The organism is Paraburkholderia sartisoli (assembly GCF_900107685.1).
GTDB lineage: Bacteria > Pseudomonadota > Gammaproteobacteria > Burkholderiales > Burkholderiaceae > Paraburkholderia > Paraburkholderia sartisoli.
Genome location: NZ_FNRQ01000001.1, coordinates 1,090,637 through 1,105,879, shown reverse-complemented (window position 1 = coordinate 1,105,879; position 15,243 = coordinate 1,090,637). Strand labels below are relative to the sequence as shown.

The window sequence follows — 15,243 nt, the reverse complement described above, 5'->3', positions numbered from 1 at the left end:
CAGCAGGAGATGCAAACGGGCGAACCAGGCGTCGCTCTCGGCGTCCTTCGGAGTCATGTATCCCTTTTGTTCATGCCCCATGCTATTGTCCACCGCTATGGTTGAAGGTAGGTTCGCAAGATGATCCGCGATGACATGAACGCTTTCTATGCTCCGGTCGAGCAACGGGATAACCCAACACTGCAGGGTAAGCCGGTGGCTGTCGGCCATGGGGCGAGCCTCGCGCTGATCAGTTCGGTCTACCCGCCGCCGAAAGGCATTCGGCTGGTCGGCGTCACGCTGTCGAACTTCGCGGCCATGACCGAGCCCCCCGCGTTGAACAACGCGGAGGGCTCACTCCTATGATCCCGGGCGACAATCCTCCAAGGGTGTTCCAAGCCAACACCGACCGTCTCTTTCAGCGGTTGATCTGGCCTGGCTTAAACGCGCTGCCGATCCACACCGAGCTTCGATTCGACGAAGCAGCATCGATGAACGAGTTCCTCGACCGTGCGGCGGCGCAGGTCGATAACCATACCGCGAACGAAGCTGCTAAGGCATTTACCCTCACTCTAGCCGGCCTCTTTGAACGTCAGCTGCGCATATGGGGTCGCAGCCTCGGCGTGACCGGCAAGAAGCCCGGTCGGGAGCTGTTTCGCGAGCACCTTCCCGAATGTGCCGCAAAAGGCGGCGTCGATCTCAGCGGCATCTGCGACAGTCTTGTAGAGATGTTCCTCGTCGCGAATGTCTATCGCCATGGCGATGGCACCTCGGTGAACGATCTACGCGCCCATGCACCAGAACGTTGGACCCACGATCCCTCGCGATACATCGACATTCTTCCGCCGAACCCCGAGGAGAGTGAGCAGATCCTTATCCGACCCGAGGACGTCGTCCGCTATGCCGGCGCCTGCGCAAGATTTTGGGGTCGGGCCGACAAGCTGCCCGGCGTGGTACCCGACCCTGGCTACGGCTGATGCGATCATGCCTTTGACAATGACGATCGATGAGACTGGAACGCATCGCCGACCGCCTACGATAGACCGACACTTATGAATCCGTTCGACGAACTGCCGCGCCGTGATCAGAACCACGAAATAGAGGACCAGGCTCTTGCCGCCTTCCAAAAGCGGCTGGCCGACAGCGGTTGTTTTATCCTCCAGGCGTCGGACCGCAAGGATTACGGCACAGACTGCCAGATTGAGGTCGTCGCGGGCGGTCAGGCGACAAACGTCCGGGTGCATGTTCAGGTGAAAGGTACAGCCCGGAACCTGAATGCCGACGAGTCGCTCAGCGTCTCAGTCGAGCGCGCGAACCTGAACTACCTGCTGATGCAGCCCTACAGCTTCTACGCCTGCTACCACGTCCCGACGGGTTCGTTGCGCATCTGCCTGGCCGACGCTGTCCTGCAGCAATATGAGCACGACGGGCGCTCATGGACGGACCAAAGCTCGGTCACCGTCACCTTCACGCGTGAGATGACAACCGATCGATTGTGTAAGGTGGCCGCGCTCGCGCGGTCCGGCGCCAGGTCTTCGCGGGACCGTCGGGTCGCTCAAGCCTCCGCCGGTCCTAAAGACCTACCCAACGCCATCCTGGACGCCGCACCGGAGGTCCACGTCCCGGAGGATCAGCGCCAAGCGGCGACGCTGCTGCAGCAGCTTTATGACCAGAATGCAGACGACGTGATCAGCGCAAGCTTCGAGCGGTTTGCCGCAGCGCTCGGCGCTGATCACGACTTCATGGGCATCCCCTATATGTCGGAGATCAATCTCGGCATGGCGCGCCGAACTCGGCATCCAGAGCGGATCGTCGAAGGCATCGCGTTTTTCCAGCGGCAACTGGCAAGTGGCCGCTTTCAGGCCGCCAGCTTGCATTACACCATTGGAAACGCATATTCGGCGGTTCCTGACGATGAGCAGGCCAAGTTGGCCTACCAAGCCGCCCTTGCAGATCCAGCACTTATAGGCGCCTCCGAGTTGGCGGCCCAGATCCACAAGAATCTAGGCACGAGCTTCGAGCGACTCGGCGATCAAGATTCGGCCGTTGAGCACTATTGTGAAGCGCTGCGGCTGGATTCGAACCTGGCCGAAGCCCACAATGCCATGGGCAACCATCTCGTTCGGATCGGCCGTTACAAGGACGCTCTGAATCACTTCGACCAAGTCGCCTTCGTAGATCGCAACCAGGGAAAGATGACGGCGGTGTCCGGGTGGCGCGTCAACGTCTTGTTCAACCTCGACCAGGGCGCAGCTGCATTCCACGAGATCAATGCTCTAACCGTTCAGGCCGACCGCTACGAATGGATTTGGCCGTGGTGCCTCCGGCTGGTGGCGAGTTTCGGCCGCACTACGATCGACAACGCAGTGCACGCTCGCGCCTTCTGGCGGCGCTACGTCCAAGCCCATCCTGACAGTTCGCAAGGACGATGGGAGCTGTTAATGAGTAATTTCTATCTGAGAGGGCGGGGTTATGACCTCAAGAAAACCTATGCCGAATTCAGGGATGAATTTGACCGCCATATCGCCCACGTCAGCGCGGATGACGCCGCATTGCCGTGGGATCGCCTGGGCCATTGGGCGCAGGAGAACGGGGACTGGGCGGAGGCTGAACGCTGTTTCCGCAAGGCCTACGATCTCGAAGGCGGCCACTATGGCTATTGTCTGGGAACAGCACTGAACTTTTTAGACCGCTTTGACGAAAGCCTACCGATCCTCTTGGAGCAGGCCACAGCACTCCAGCCGGACGCAATGAGTTGGTTTCAGGTCGGCGTGGCATACGCGCATCTTGGGCAGGCGGAACAGGCAATCGACGCCCTCCATCGGGCGGTCACCCTAGATCCCGAATATGCTGCGGCAATGTTCGAGCTCGGCGGAGTGCACTGGAACAGCGGCGACCATGCAAAGGCGAAGCAGGCTTGGTCAGTGGCCTGTGAACGCTTTCCTGACCACGAGCTCGCCTCCCAAGTGAAAGCACTTTTGCAGTGAGCGAACTCTATCGCTTGCGAACAGCTGGCAAAAAGCGACGTTTTTGGAAACGGGATTCGCAGCAGGATCTGGCGTTATGTCACGGAGCACCATGCCCCGGCGTGCGGACCAGTGTCAAAGCATCTGCATAGCGGTCGCTGCATCGGATCGGCGTCGGGAACGCTCCTCCCGGCAAGCGCGGGAGCAATACTAGCCTCAGCGCACAGGCTCATCCAGCGCTGACGCCGACACACCATCATTTGTCAGGTTCACAGGCTCGCTGCCAACGGCCGTTTGGCTCCAGAAAGCGGTCATCTCTACATCCGTGGCGAGGGACCGCTTCGGGTCGAACACCGAAGTTCAGTGATGGAGCCGATGCGATAGGCAAGCACTCCCAGTGAACTTCCAATTTCGACCACAAACGGCCGGTCGGCGGCGAGGTCTAACTTCCGGTTCCGGCCAACCTTCGAACCGCGCAGTTCGTCAGGTTCCCTTGCCCGCGCCGTATCTTCGACTGAAACGGCTAGAGGGTTACTGGCCGCTGAAGCGCTAAAAGACCTTGGGTCAATCCGGCAACAGTTTATAAATACACCCCTATTCCTGCGGATCGACCTGTTTCCCTTTATCGTTGAAAGGGTGTGCTTCCCCCTTCTGTCGTGCCTAGTGTTTCGGCGGGCTCGCCGCGCTACACGCCTCTAACGCGGCTATCGCCTTTTTCGCGACCAGAAGCGTTTCTTCGCATGCGGCAATGTCCTCGAATATGCGACACCCGCCGCCCGATTTCACTTGCGAAAGCGCAGTGCGTGCCTTGTCAAGCGCAGCTTCCGGTGACCCAGTGTCCGCGATTAGAGCCGCCACATTGAATGTACTGCCCGAGGGTGACACCACCACATCCGGGCAGTTCGAACCGGCATGGGCGCCGACGGTGAGTAGAGTCGCAACAAGGCCGACTGCTCGCGAGCGAGGGCGGAGCGACTCGTCGAAGACGGTTGGCATTGCTGCTCCCCCACAAATGAACTGACGCTCACTGAAGACGGTTCGCGTCCGAAGGCATCATTTCATCAATATAACAATCAGCTTTCACGTCGAAGGTTGGCTAGCGCACATACACAGCTAAAAACGGCAGTAGCAACCTGGCGTCGCTACCAGCCCAGCGCGCGATGTGAGTCAGGCAGAGAATTCAACGACTCAACCGGCAAGTACCCGATGGACTTCGATTTGTGTTTAGCCCTCACCTGCAGAATGCATCCTCTCTCAAGATATCTCGCTGGATGCCGTAAAGGCTGATCAGGCTCGCTTGCATTTTTGAGCGAGATTACGCGTGATTCTGATCCGCACATACCCCTGATCAATAACCATGAAATTTAGCCGAACACTCATCCTGGGCGCATGCTCGCTCGCCATCACGGGTTGCGCGACAACTTATCAGGAACCGTCCCAGGCGGACGCCGCCACTGTTGTTTTTCGCAAAGCCGGCGATTTCACAGCACAAGCATTTATCTATGGCGGCGCGGCTGAATGCACCGAGCGGCATCGTCTTCCCGTAATGGATACTGCAAAGGAGATTACGCGCAAAGTAACACCAGACGCGCCGCTGTCATTCTCCATGTTCTACACAAAAAACATGCTGGTGACCGAGAAATTCTGCGTCGACACCCTGACGTTCACACCGGCAGCTACCCACCGCTATGTTGCTCTTCTCTCGGTGACCGACGGTCGCTGTCATATCGATCTGAACGACATGGGCACGCCTGCAGCACCACTCGCTTCCCCTGCCCCGGTTTCCAGTACGGAACACACCTGGAAGCGCGCGATGAGTGAGCAAGGCCCTTTCTGTGGGTCATAGCCGTACGTCGTGTTGTCAGCGGAGCGGCGCTTTCCGTTGAACGGGCGCGTCCAGGTCGGGCCGCCTTCCACTGGATTCGACCGGCGGTGGATTCATCACAAGACAACGAAACATTGCGAACGTTTTGAGTATGTGCGGTAGCAGACGAGGCTGCACCGAAGTCCGGGCGGAGTATTGCATTGCCTGTCCTTTATGGGGCAACGCCGTTTTTGGGCGTTCGCGCGTTATCGCAGCCTGGAGGTTTCCTCATGAAGACTCCCGTCGCGTCGCTATACCTTTCGATGTTTCCCAGGCGATTTTGCAATGCCGCAATCTTGCTCGGCTGTCTAACGACAGCCGCGATGGCCCAGGAGACAACAGGTACGCCTGTGGCTGATGCGCCGGTCTACCGGGTCGGCGACAGGTGGACAGTCATGTATGGAAAAACTGCAATAGCTGAAACCGTGGTCTCGGTAACCGCAGAACAGACCACGATAACTGAATCGAAGAATGGTGGAGCGCCGTACGAAGCCGTTTTCGACAGTCAGGGATGTCTGACTCGAAGTGGTAACACGACCTATGAGCCCAGTCTGGGTTCACTAAGCTTTCCAATGATGGTCGGCAAAAGCTGGGATTCTCATTGGGTCGTGCGAAACTCATCCGGATCCCACGAAAACGATGCGCACGTGCGGGTCGAGGCATTTGAACGCATAGAGGTATCCGCAGGCTCGTTCGATGCCTTCAAGATTGCCATGCGCGGCATCTCCGTGTGGACCCAGACGGGTCTGAGCCAGGCACCATGGGCGGCGACCTACTGGTATGCACCAGACGTTAAAAGGGTCGTGAGGTCTGAGTTTTCCCAGATCCATTGGGGCGGCTCAGCGGACTTCGAAGTGTCTGCATTTTCGCTTGCGCCTTAATGCAGCGAAACGCTGTGATCCAGTTCTGTTATTGACATCCAAAAGCATTGCGAGCCTGCCCGGGACGCGACCGGATGCCTGGCCGCGGGCATTTTACGAATGACCATCATCTGATACCGTCACGGTCCACTCGCCGCCATGCCGCTGTCCTGGTCAATGCCGAGGCGCGCAATCGGAGCAGGCTGTCAGCGTGAGTCCCTTGAATAGAGAAGCCGGCAGGTGCAACCGAAAGCCCCCAGCAGAAAAGAATGATGAAAGTGAAAAAGTCTGAGCCAGAAGCAGGAGGTCGCGACGCCTATGGTGTCATGTTGGTTGTTGTCCCGGCTGCCATTGCCCTCGCGTGGGGCGCATCGTTCGATGGACCTGCAGTGCGCATCAGCCATGAATACTGGCGCTGGATGGTGCCAGTCGCCGTTGCAGCAGCCATTTTGATTGCCTGGCAGATCGAGAAACGACTGGTCGGCTCGTGGTACACGCCGCGCTACGCTAGACACCAGCGGCAGATGGGCGTCGGTGAGGCGTGGGTGACGGGCGCCATCGCGGCAGCTGTTCTGGCGGGATTTGGCACGGGCGCGGTGGCCAACGTGATGAATCAGGTCGCCGGTGTTCCATACGTTACGACGTATGTCGTTGCCGGAAAGTTTATCGAGCGGCGAAAACACACCTGCTATGGTTTGATGCTGTCGAAAGTCGGCAACCCGGTTGATCAGTTCCAGATGTGCGTATCTCAGCCGGAGCAGGAAAGCACCGTCCCAGGCGAGATAGTGCGGGTGAGCGGCAGGCGCTCGAAGTATGTCGATCAGATAGTCAGCTACAGTCGGGCCAAATAAGGGACGCTGAGACACGCTTGTTGGCTCTGCACTGAAAGGTATTAAGAAGTTCACCGAGGTGCCACAGACATGGAGCTAAAGCGCTGGACATCTCCGTGGTGAATGGCAGTTCTGCGCCAGGGCGAGCGGCCGCGTCGGACAACTCCCGGCCAACAACGGTCACTCATCGATCCGCGACGATTGTCCGGTAGGGGTGTAACTACGGTCGGATAGTCGCACCGCGGAGTGTCTGCGGCATTCATCCACCTAGCTGCAGCGTGGTTGCAAGACGCGCTGCATCTGCGACCACGTCCAGTGTCGGCTCGGCAATCTCACCGTGGGCGATCTGGTCTCTGACCTTTTTGACTTTCGCGAATATTTGAACATCAACGTCAGTGACATGGCTCCAAACATTGGCCGTGCACCAGTCGAAGCGATCTCGCAGATTCTTTGATCCGTCGGTGTGCTCCGCCGAAGCGAACGATAGGTGCGTTTGGCGCTCAATTGTCAAAAAGAAATACAAAAAACGCTTCAGGGAATCGTTTTCAAATAAGGCCAAGTTAAAGAATCGAGATACCTTCGGGCTCATCGTTGCCGCCAACTTCGTTGCTTGGTGAAAGTTGGCGCTCGCCTCCTCTGATGTCAAAGACCTCGACACCAACAAAGTCCCCTCCATTCGAAGCTTGATGTCGATGACGCGGGCACCGGTCGATGTGGTCCCAAACGTCTCTCGCGCCAATTCTTTCATTGACACCGGATGGTCGGGTGCGCTGAAGGCGCATGCCACTGACGACAAAACAGCAGGCAATGCTGCCTCCTGCAGCACACGCAATTCGGCCTTCGCGTCTGGAAAACCGTCATAGGTTTCGTAGCCGTCGGCTTCTTCCTTAATGTACTCGCCAGTCATTGCGTACGCGTTCGTCGGTCCGACAAGCACAACGAGATAGGGCGGAGAGCATTTGCGCTCCGTTTGCCAGGCTTGCTCATCTTCGCAATATTGCTCATCGACTAACGCAGACGTGGCAGCATTCACGCTATTGGCTAAGCACGCCGAATACTTGGCACCATCGACAACTCCGTTCGACAGCACGACCGAATCCGCAGGGAGGACAAAGCCTTGCAAGCCAAAGAAGCTCACTCTCGAGAAGCTCACCGTGAGCGATTCCCGTGTGTCACGACGTCGATACCCCAACTGCTGAAGCGCGTAGTAGGATAGATTCAACTCCAGCCTCCGATTAAAAGTACGATCTGACACATACTACGACGGGGCTGTCGACTGTTCACAACTGAAGAGCCACTCGCATTTTTATCTCGAACGTCCGCTTCTGTGTACACACCAGCCGTGCCGGCGTTCGACGTGTTGAACGACAGCGAGCCAAGTAGTCCGCCCTGAATAACCCGGGAAGCCTTATAGGGCGGAGTCTTTGATCCGGAATGGTGTTGTTGGAATTGCAGGAACCTGGCATATTTCCGTGTGAAGCCTGCAATTTCTGACGAGGTTCCGATGGGTCCCAAGACACCTGTGTCCGCGTGGTATCAAAGACTTCATCGAGCGCTGCACGGGCCGTGCCGATCTGTCGGCAGACCGTCGGGCGACTCACGCGTTACGCTTAGCCAGCACACTGATGGGTTCGGTGCGCGCGAGGGCCAGAAGTGCGATCGCTTTGCGTTTGTCGTCGCTCAGTTTGCCAACGGCAGATCGGGTGTTTTGAGTCATGGATGCCGCATATGAAAATGCGGGCACCATTATCGCCTGGCGCCCCATGTGTAACACGGCTTCGAACCTCACCGGAAAGTCATACTGCCTTAATCGGATGGACTTTCCCGTCTGGATTTACAGGCTGCGCGGCCAGACCTTTCTTCCCACACCGGCTAACGGAATGACCGCGGGGTTGAATACCCGGATATGAGCGTTTCCGATCTTGCGAGATTGGTTTGCGCTTATATCGGTTTGGACGATCGCCAGACCCACTTTCAACTGCACATGCGGGGTCACGCCATCCACATTAAAAACAATGCCGTTGGGAACACATGCAATAGCACCGGCGCTGATGCTCATGCCTGCCGATGGAATCAGCTGTATATGTACGATGCCAGCTTCCTTACTATTCTTCAGTCTCTGAAGGTGATGGTCGCGGCAAACCTCCAGACCAAAGCGAATACCATCCATGGTGAAGATGCAGCCTCCGACCAATTCCGATAGGCGGGCTCCTGCTAGTGCACTGCCGATGGGGTCTCGTCGCGCACCCTCCGGCATGAAATGTTTCTCACTCACCCCTGCAATGTTTGCTTTTGATTTGGCTGGATCAAACCACTGATGGTCCGTGACGCCCGGGTGTTTAAAGTCAATATGAGAAGGAAACTCCTTGGCGACCACAATGTTATTCGCTTCAGAGGAATTTCCACCGCCACGTTGCACAAGAGCATAGTTCTCAAGTAAATTACCTAGCTTCAAGCCAGAGAGTTCTTTGTCAGATGAGCAAATGGCTGTTCCAAACACAAACAACCAGTCGCGATAGACATTTTGACTAGTTTCTAGCGCCATAGTGTCGAAAATCTTGTTGATGCAACCGATGTCAGCATAGGCACCATATGGCCCCCTGAAAAAGAATTCGGGGGCCATGAAGATTTTCAGGCTTTTCCTTTTCTCGGCGTCAGATTCCTTGGCAGCGCTCATCTCATAACATTGTGCAGACACGCGAATTGCTTTGATCAGTTCCTTGCAACGCTGTACAAGATCATGCTCCTCGTCATTAATTCGCGTCGTATGGTTAGCGGGCACGAGACGTGGGTCGTAGGCGCCTGTCTTCACAGCATAGCCAATACATACGGCATTGCTGTACCTGTGGCCGCCGCGATTGTCCAGTGCATTCAGTTTTGCGATGACGACGTTTTCCAACGCCACCATGGCGGGCAACCTCCGGCTGCCTTCCTTGCGGTCGTATTTGTCAGTTGCCCAGTCTTTTATAGCGGTCATCAACTCCATCAAGATATTGATCTTGGCTGTTATCAGAACTTGATGGTACTTTTCGATCAATACATCAATGCGCTTCAGGTTGGTTGAGCGCGAGCTGGTCCATGACCAGCTGTCACGTTTCCATGCCTCCAACTTAGGGATGTCGGTATAGTTCATGATGCCGTTCCTTTCGATTGAGACAGGCGTGATTCTTTAGCCATCTATGATCTCCTGGTTTGCGCGTAAGGCAGTATGACTTTCCGTGGGGCATTGGGCTGGCCTGGCGTGGGGAATCAAACGCGGGTTAACATTGCTGCCAGAGCTGCGCGGTGCCGGCAACGCCACACCCGGCGATTTCCACCACGGAGACCAGCATGAAGAACGATAGCACGCTGTACGTTGGTTTGGATGTGCACATGGAATCGATCACGGTGTGAGCGGCCCCAGTAAACAGTGCCATGATGTAAGCGAGCTTTCGGCTGGCTTGAAAAAACCACGTTCACGATAAAGGGTGCCGAAGTTATCGCCCGGGGCAGTGTGGGTTGGCGCGACGCGGTGGGGGATGTGAAGCCGACGGTATCGGAGTCGTTCGCCGGTGGCTCGCCGTTCGATATCTCTGGTGTGCCTATTGCCCGGAACGAGGCGGTGGTCGATCTCGGCCTGGGTGTTCGCGTCACGCGCAATGCCACTGTCAGCGTGTCGTATAGCGGGCAATATGCTTCGGGCGTCACGAGCCAGGGCGTAGTGGGATCGCTGAACATCGCGTTCTACAGTACGACGGAGATAGCGGCGCCGGGGGCATCCGGCACCGCGGTTCTCTGGGCGTTGACTAAATCGCGAGTACGGCTCGGATCGCGCCTCTGTCTCATCTTCGCCGTAAATCGGACATACCCGTCAGCCCGATCAATGACCGCGTTGGGTCGAACACGGAAGTTCAGTGACGGAGTCGATGCGATGGGCAAGCACTCCTGGTGTACTCCAACTCCCGCCACTCGCCATCCATCTCGTTGGGCCATCGGCCACTTTCGCTTGTGTTCGCCACCTCCCTGGCTAGAGTGAAAAGTACCGTAGGTGCCTGCTTGAGGGCCGGCCGCCGCGAATCGCGCGGACGGCCGACGGGCGCGCAAGTCGTGCCAACCAGGAGATGACATGAAACGCTTCATCGCGAGGCTCGAAATGAGCATTACCCCGAGGCTGACACGGGGCACCGCGGCGGGCGCGGTCCTGCTGGCGTCCTCCGTCTTTTTCCCGTCAGCGTATGCCCAGCCCGTTACCACGGGTCCACTCAGTATCACCGGGTCGGCTGTCGTCCGCGGGCCGTTGACCGTCGATGGCTCGCTGACAGTGGCCGGTGACATCTACGCCCGCGGGCCGATCACGGCGGCCTGGATTGAACGGATTCCGCTCAACGATCCTGCTGTACGCAGGCGCCGGGGAGAAAACATGTTCGATGGCCCGCTCACTGTGCATGGCCCGCTGATCGTGCATGGCGATCTGGAAGTGGATGGCCCGATCACCGTCGGTGGCCCCGCCGGTGCGGTCGGGCGCGTGGATGCCGAGGGGCCGGTTACCGAGCGCCGTTGAATGTGCATCGGGCGAGATGTCTGGACGTCTGTAGCGATGCGAATCGCGCAGAATACAATCTCGGGCACATTCGAGCCCGTGAAAGGACGTTGCGCCTGATTCCGGTCGTTAGGCCCCTGGCGTTAGCGACAACTTTGCTGCAGAGAGACAAAATGAAAAAAGGAAGGACAAAACTTACCCGGCATGATGCTGAGCGCCTTTTCGAGGGATTGCCCGCGGGGAAAGCGAGCGTATCGAGCCGGCCCGTGAACCCATTTGAGGCAGGGGTGTTCGACGTGGTCAAGCGCGTCGACGACGAAACCCGACTTTGGAAAGACAACCTCATTACGCTTCCGATGGCGCTCGAATTGCCTGCTTGTTACGAGTCGGTGGCTCGCATGCGCGAGGCGATAGAGCGGGCATGGCGCGTGAAATGGATAAGGGAAGGTAAAAACGAGGTTGTCACCGAGTTCCCTGAAGGATGGACGGCCGTTCGCCCGAAAAGCGGACCCATCGAGTTGCGGGATCCCTCCGGCGTTGTCCGCGCCTTATACGGGTGGGCCGAGGATGCTGAGCTCAGGATTCTGCCAAGGTATCTGGTTGAGTCGCAGGCGAACAGTTCAAGCGGACTAGGCAGCCTGCTGGTCCGCGATCGCGGGAACGGTCAGATCCTCGAGAGATCGTCGATCTGGTCCGCTCAAACAGGTGTCAGCCATCCAGACTGGATGAGGCTGTCACAGTGGCTCAACCTGCGCTATCCAGAACACCGCGACCCGCTTCGGTACTGGGAAGATTGCGAGGACAACATCCAGCAATGAACTGGCTTTGTGGCTGCTCTGCTTTCGCGTCTACTTAACCCCGCTTGACTGGACTTCCGGGTTCGACCACTGCCGAAGCGAGCGCGCTGATGCTCTCAATCGCGCCAGTGCTTTCGCTCGCCCGATTCCATTCGACAAACGTCGCTCGGGGGCGGTAGTGAGAAAGTATTTGAGCGGCTCCGTATCTCCATCACGCCATTCAATGAGCAGCCATTCTTCGTCGCGAACGGTACTTCGCCAATAGTCGCGATGGGCGGGCGAACCCGTACGGCAGCAAAGCGAGAGGAAAGTGCCGCGTTGCGTGCAATCACCAGATTCGCCAGAGCGAACAGACTGAATTCGATCAGCAGGCGCCGGAACTTCAACAGCGTGGTCGCATCCGGCACGTCCTCGACCGCCAGATCAATGCCGGCGAAGGCGCGCAGCGCGATGCTGTCATACAGCGCGTCTTCCAGCCCTTCGTCGGACAGCCCGTAGCACTGCTGCAGGAAATAGATTCGCAACATTCGCTCCAGGCCAATCGGCGGATGCCCTCGCGTGCCCTTTGGGTAATGCGGCTCGATTGCCAACAGCAAGCGCTGCCACGGAACGATCTTCTCCATCTCGGCCAGGAAGCGTTGGCGCCTCGTCACGCGCTTCTTGCCTGCAATTTCTGCTTCCGCGACGCCGATCTGCCTCTTCATCGTCGTGGGTCCGTTCCGTGAGCTGTCTTCTATAACGTCCTCGGCTACGTCAGCGATGGCCGCCGAGCTTCATTAATCAGCGTTTCCCTGGCGCATGGCGTTCGACAAAAGGCGCCGCCTGGCGAATTGTCTCGTCAGCCTGGTGGACACGTCTCTCGCTACGGCGCTTCAGCCAGGCGCAACTCATGGACCAGGCTAACAAGGGTGCGCAACCGCGCGGGCACGAAGCGATGACCTGAATAGTAAAGCCTCAGTCCGCCAAACGACGGGCACCACGGAACCAGCACGGGCACCAGAGCGCCGGTCTTCAGCTCTTCCTTGATGAACCATTCGGAGATAAAGCCGATGCCCAGCCCGAGCAGCACCGCCTGTTTGATAGCCAGCAATTCATTGAGCGCGATGCGCACAGGCAGATCCATCTGCAGCTTCTGGCCCTTGTGCTCCAGCTCCCAGTGATAGATGCCACCGTGGGACATACGCATGCCGACGCTCTGGTGCCGGAGCAGATCGCGAGGGTGCCCTGGCGTGCCATGGCGCGCCAGGTATTCAGGCGTTGCCACCACAAGCATGCGGACGTCGCGCGAAAGCGGCACGGCGATCATGTCTTGCGGGACGGATTCGGCCAGGCGGATACCTGCATCGAATCCTTCGGCCACGACGTCGATCATGCGCGACTCGCTCACGATGTCGATCCGTACCTCGGGATAGCGCTGCGCGTACAGGTTGAAAAGCGGCTCCAGCAGCAGGTTTGCCGCGCCTTGCGGTGCATTGATGCGCAGGGTGCCACTCGGCACATCTGGGCCGGTACCGGCTTCTTCACCTGCGCTCCTGATTTCCGCCAATGCGGGGGCAATGCGCTCCACATAGCGTAGCCCCGCGTCAGTGAGGGCTACGCTGCGTGTCGAGCGATTGAACAGACGCACCCTCAACCGTGCCTCCAGGCCGGCCACGGCGCTGCTCACGGCTGTAGTGGACATGCCCAACTCCTGCGCCGCGCCACGAAAGCTATTGCGGCGCGCGACGGCCAGAACCACTTCCAGCCCGGTCATTCCTGTTCTGCGCATGGATTGTCCTGAAATTACGGATATATCATCAGCCACAAGACGGCTTATCAGAACAATAAACTAATCTTAGACTTCGTTGCATCCCACTCAGAGGAAGCCGACATGCAACGCATTGAGCACATCTACATCAACGGCGAATTCGTCACGCCACACGGCGAGGAATGGTTCGACCTCCACAACCCGAGCACCGGGGAAGTCATCGGTCAGGTGCGGCTGGGCGACGCGCAGGACGCGCGGCGCGCCATCGCGGCGGCCCAGGCGGCGTTCCCCGCCTGGTCACGCACCACGCGCGAGGAGCGCATCTCTGCCCTGCAGCGCATGCACCGGGCCGTGGCGGCGCGTGAAGATGAGTTGATGGAAGCCATCCTGACGGAATACGGCGCGCCGTTAGTACGCGGGCGCTGGATGGCAACGTATCCGGCCGATGTCATTGCCCAGGCCATCGATACCCTGGAGTCCTTCGCGTTCGAAGAGCAAGCCGGCTCGGCTAAGGTAATCCAGACACCTGTGGGGGTTGCCGGTCTGATCACGCCATGGAACAGCAATGCGGGCTTCATCTGCAACAAGCTGGCCACCGCCCTGGCGGCGGGTTGCACCGCCGTCGTCAAGCCCAGTGAGATGAGCGCGATGCAGACGCAGATCGTGGCCAGGGCGTTGCACGAAGCCGGCCTCCCTCCAGGGGTATTCAACATCGTTAATGGCCGGGGCGAGGTCGTCGGCGAAGAGATCGCGCGCAACCCCTGCGTCGCCAAGATTTCGTTCACGGGGTCGTCTGCAGTGGGCCAGCATCTGGTGGCTGCCGGCGCGGCGACAATGAAGCGCGTGACCCTGGAACTGGGTGGCAAATCGCCCACGATAGTACTGGCAGACGCGGACTTTGTAGCCATCATGCCGCTGGTGCTGCAGGCGGGTTTCGCCAACAGCGGCCAGGCTTGCATTGCCGGGACGCGTGTCCTCGTGCCTCGCAGTCGTCTGACCGAGTTCGAGCAGATCGCGAAGGAGGCAGTCTCACATATTCGATCCGGGGATCCGCGCAATGCCGACACCGACATCGGTCCGATGGTGAGCAAGAAGCAATGGGAACGGGTGCAGGACTACATCCGTATCGGACAGCAGGAAGGCGCGACGCTGCTGGCAGGTGGTGAAGGCCTGCCCGACGGAATACGTGCCGGATGGTTCGTGAAGCCCACCATCTTTACGCATGCCAACAACCAGATGCGCATCGCGCGCGAGGAAATCTTCGGGCCCGTGCTCACGATCATCCCCTACGAGGATGAAGCTGACGCGATCGCCATTGCCAACGACACACGCTATGGCCTGAGTGCCCTGGTGCTGGGCAAGAACGCGGAGAGCTGCGAACGTGTGGCACGCCAGATTGATTCAGGCCGGGTGCTCGTCAACACCCTGGCCCATGAGCCGCGCGCACCATTCGGAGGCTTCAAGCACTCAGGGCTCGGGAGAGAAATGGGCAGATGGGGTATGAGCGCCTACCTGGAACCGAAGACCTTGCTTACATGTACAAACTGAGCTGCATAAAAACCTGGCTACACCGATGGGCTAACCGGCGAAGCCACTCCCCCATCTGCTGCGCCTCGCGCGACCAGACAGCAACGCATGGCGCGTCCAGGTTTACCGGCTGGCGCAAGGTCGCCCGATCGCC

Annotated in this window: 12 protein-coding genes and 3 pseudogenes; 10 read left to right on the top strand and 5 right to left on the bottom strand. The window is 58.4% G+C overall.

Going from position 1 to position 15,243, the window contains the following annotated elements; all coding sequences use genetic code 11:
* Positions 1-120 precede the first annotated feature (120 nt).
* The 6 genes from BLV45_RS05055 to BLV45_RS05030 all read left to right on the top strand — a co-directional run bounded on the left by BLV45_RS05055 (position 121) and on the right by BLV45_RS05030 (position 6,520).
* On the top strand, positions 121-345 hold the full coding sequence (locus BLV45_RS05055) for a Y-family DNA polymerase (RefSeq protein ID WP_090529763.1): 225 nt from the start codon (positions 121-123) through the stop codon (positions 343-345).
* Complete coding sequence (locus BLV45_RS05050) at positions 342-956, top strand: hypothetical protein (RefSeq protein ID WP_090529760.1); 615 nt, start codon at positions 342-344, stop codon at positions 954-956. The genes BLV45_RS05055 and BLV45_RS05050 overlap by 4 nt, the downstream gene beginning before the upstream one ends.
* A 75-nt stretch (positions 957-1,031) precedes the next feature.
* A complete protein-coding gene (locus BLV45_RS05045; protein WP_090529758.1) occupies positions 1,032-2,966 on the top strand; it encodes a tetratricopeptide repeat protein in 1,935 nt (644 codons plus the stop codon).
* A gap of 1,336 nt (positions 2,967-4,302) precedes the next feature.
* Entirely contained in the window at positions 4,303-4,791 is a 489-nt protein-coding gene (locus BLV45_RS26945) for a hypothetical protein (RefSeq protein ID WP_143130388.1), read from the top strand.
* Between the two features lie 248 nt (positions 4,792-5,039).
* Positions 5,040-5,690: a hypothetical protein gene (locus tag BLV45_RS26940; RefSeq protein ID WP_143130387.1), complete on the top strand. Its 651-nt coding sequence runs from the start codon at positions 5,040-5,042 to the stop codon at positions 5,688-5,690.
* 248 nt (positions 5,691-5,938) lie between these two features.
* Positions 5,939-6,520: a hypothetical protein gene (locus BLV45_RS05030; protein WP_143130386.1), complete on the top strand. Its 582-nt coding sequence runs from the start codon at positions 5,939-5,941 to the stop codon at positions 6,518-6,520.
* 238 nt (positions 6,521-6,758) lie between these two features.
* Here BLV45_RS05030 and BLV45_RS05025 read toward each other — a convergent pair whose 3' ends face one another.
* Together BLV45_RS05025 and BLV45_RS05020 are read right to left on the bottom strand one after the other, a co-directional pair.
* Positions 6,759-7,721 carry a hypothetical protein gene (locus BLV45_RS05025; RefSeq protein WP_090529749.1) on the bottom strand — a complete coding sequence of 321 codons (963 nt, stop codon included), beginning with the start codon at positions 7,719-7,721 and terminating at the stop codon, positions 6,759-6,761.
* Between the two features lie 612 nt (positions 7,722-8,333).
* On the bottom strand, positions 8,334-9,632 hold the full coding sequence (locus BLV45_RS05020; RefSeq protein ID WP_090529746.1) for a hypothetical protein: 1,299 nt from the start codon (positions 9,630-9,632) through the stop codon (positions 8,334-8,336).
* Positions 9,633-9,956: 324 nt separating this feature from the next.
* Here BLV45_RS05020 and BLV45_RS28185 point away from each other — a divergent pair.
* The 3 genes and pseudogenes from BLV45_RS28185 to BLV45_RS05010 form a co-directional block, all read left to right on the top strand.
* Positions 9,957-10,514: pseudogene (locus BLV45_RS28185) on the top strand (autotransporter outer membrane beta-barrel domain-containing protein); the annotation flags it as partial.
* A 90-nt stretch (positions 10,515-10,604) separates the two neighbouring features.
* Positions 10,605-11,039 (top strand): hypothetical protein, encoded by a 435-nt coding sequence (locus BLV45_RS05015; RefSeq protein ID WP_090529743.1) that lies wholly within the window; start codon positions 10,605-10,607, stop codon positions 11,037-11,039.
* A 152-nt stretch (positions 11,040-11,191) separates the two neighbouring features.
* On the top strand, positions 11,192-11,836 hold the full coding sequence (locus BLV45_RS05010; RefSeq protein ID WP_090531135.1) for a hypothetical protein: 645 nt from the start codon (positions 11,192-11,194) through the stop codon (positions 11,834-11,836).
* A gap of 147 nt (positions 11,837-11,983) precedes the next feature.
* On the opposite strand, the pseudogene BLV45_RS27775 reads toward BLV45_RS05010, so the two are convergent.
* From BLV45_RS27775 to BLV45_RS05000, 3 genes and pseudogenes are all read right to left on the bottom strand, one after another.
* A pseudogene (locus BLV45_RS27775) lies at positions 11,984-12,135 on the bottom strand (IS701 family transposase); the annotation flags it as partial.
* Between the two features lie 35 nt (positions 12,136-12,170).
* Positions 12,171-12,519 (bottom strand): annotated as a pseudogene (locus tag BLV45_RS05005) (transposase); the annotation flags it as partial.
* A gap of 158 nt (positions 12,520-12,677) precedes the next feature.
* A complete protein-coding gene (locus tag BLV45_RS05000) occupies positions 12,678-13,568 on the bottom strand; it encodes a LysR family transcriptional regulator (RefSeq protein ID WP_090529740.1) in 891 nt (296 codons plus the stop codon).
* A gap of 117 nt (positions 13,569-13,685) precedes the next feature.
* Here BLV45_RS05000 and BLV45_RS04995 point away from each other — a divergent pair, with 117 nt between their 5' ends.
* Positions 13,686-15,110 (top strand): aldehyde dehydrogenase family protein, encoded by a 1,425-nt coding sequence (locus tag BLV45_RS04995; RefSeq protein ID WP_090529737.1) that lies wholly within the window; start codon positions 13,686-13,688, stop codon positions 15,108-15,110.
* Positions 15,111-15,243 lie beyond the last annotated feature (133 nt).

What these genes read in the sequence shown, in the direction of transcription:
- BLV45_RS05055 (WP_090529763.1), top strand. Translation starts at nt 121, where the DNA reads ATGATCCGCGATGACATGAACGCTTTCTATGCTCCGGTCGAGCAACGG.
- BLV45_RS05000 (WP_090529740.1), bottom strand. Translation starts at nt 13,568, where the DNA reads ATGACCGGGCTGGAAGTGGTTCTGGCCGTCGCGCGCCGCAATAGCTTT.
- BLV45_RS26940 (WP_143130387.1), top strand. Translation starts at nt 5,040, where the DNA reads ATGAAGACTCCCGTCGCGTCGCTATACCTTTCGATGTTTCCCAGGCGA.
- BLV45_RS26945 (WP_143130388.1), top strand. Translation starts at nt 4,303, where the DNA reads ATGAAATTTAGCCGAACACTCATCCTGGGCGCATGCTCGCTCGCCATC.
- BLV45_RS05010 (WP_090531135.1), top strand. Translation starts at nt 11,192, where the DNA reads ATGAAAAAAGGAAGGACAAAACTTACCCGGCATGATGCTGAGCGCCTT.
- BLV45_RS05030 (WP_143130386.1), top strand. Translation starts at nt 5,939, where the DNA reads ATGATGAAAGTGAAAAAGTCTGAGCCAGAAGCAGGAGGTCGCGACGCC.
- BLV45_RS05015 (WP_090529743.1), top strand. Translation starts at nt 10,605, where the DNA reads ATGAAACGCTTCATCGCGAGGCTCGAAATGAGCATTACCCCGAGGCTG.
- BLV45_RS05020 (WP_090529746.1), bottom strand. Translation starts at nt 9,632, where the DNA reads ATGAACTATACCGACATCCCTAAGTTGGAGGCATGGAAACGTGACAGC.
- BLV45_RS04995 (WP_090529737.1), top strand. Translation starts at nt 13,686, where the DNA reads ATGCAACGCATTGAGCACATCTACATCAACGGCGAATTCGTCACGCCA.
- BLV45_RS05050 (WP_090529760.1), top strand. Translation starts at nt 342, where the DNA reads ATGATCCCGGGCGACAATCCTCCAAGGGTGTTCCAAGCCAACACCGAC.
- BLV45_RS05045 (WP_090529758.1), top strand. Translation starts at nt 1,032, where the DNA reads ATGAATCCGTTCGACGAACTGCCGCGCCGTGATCAGAACCACGAAATA.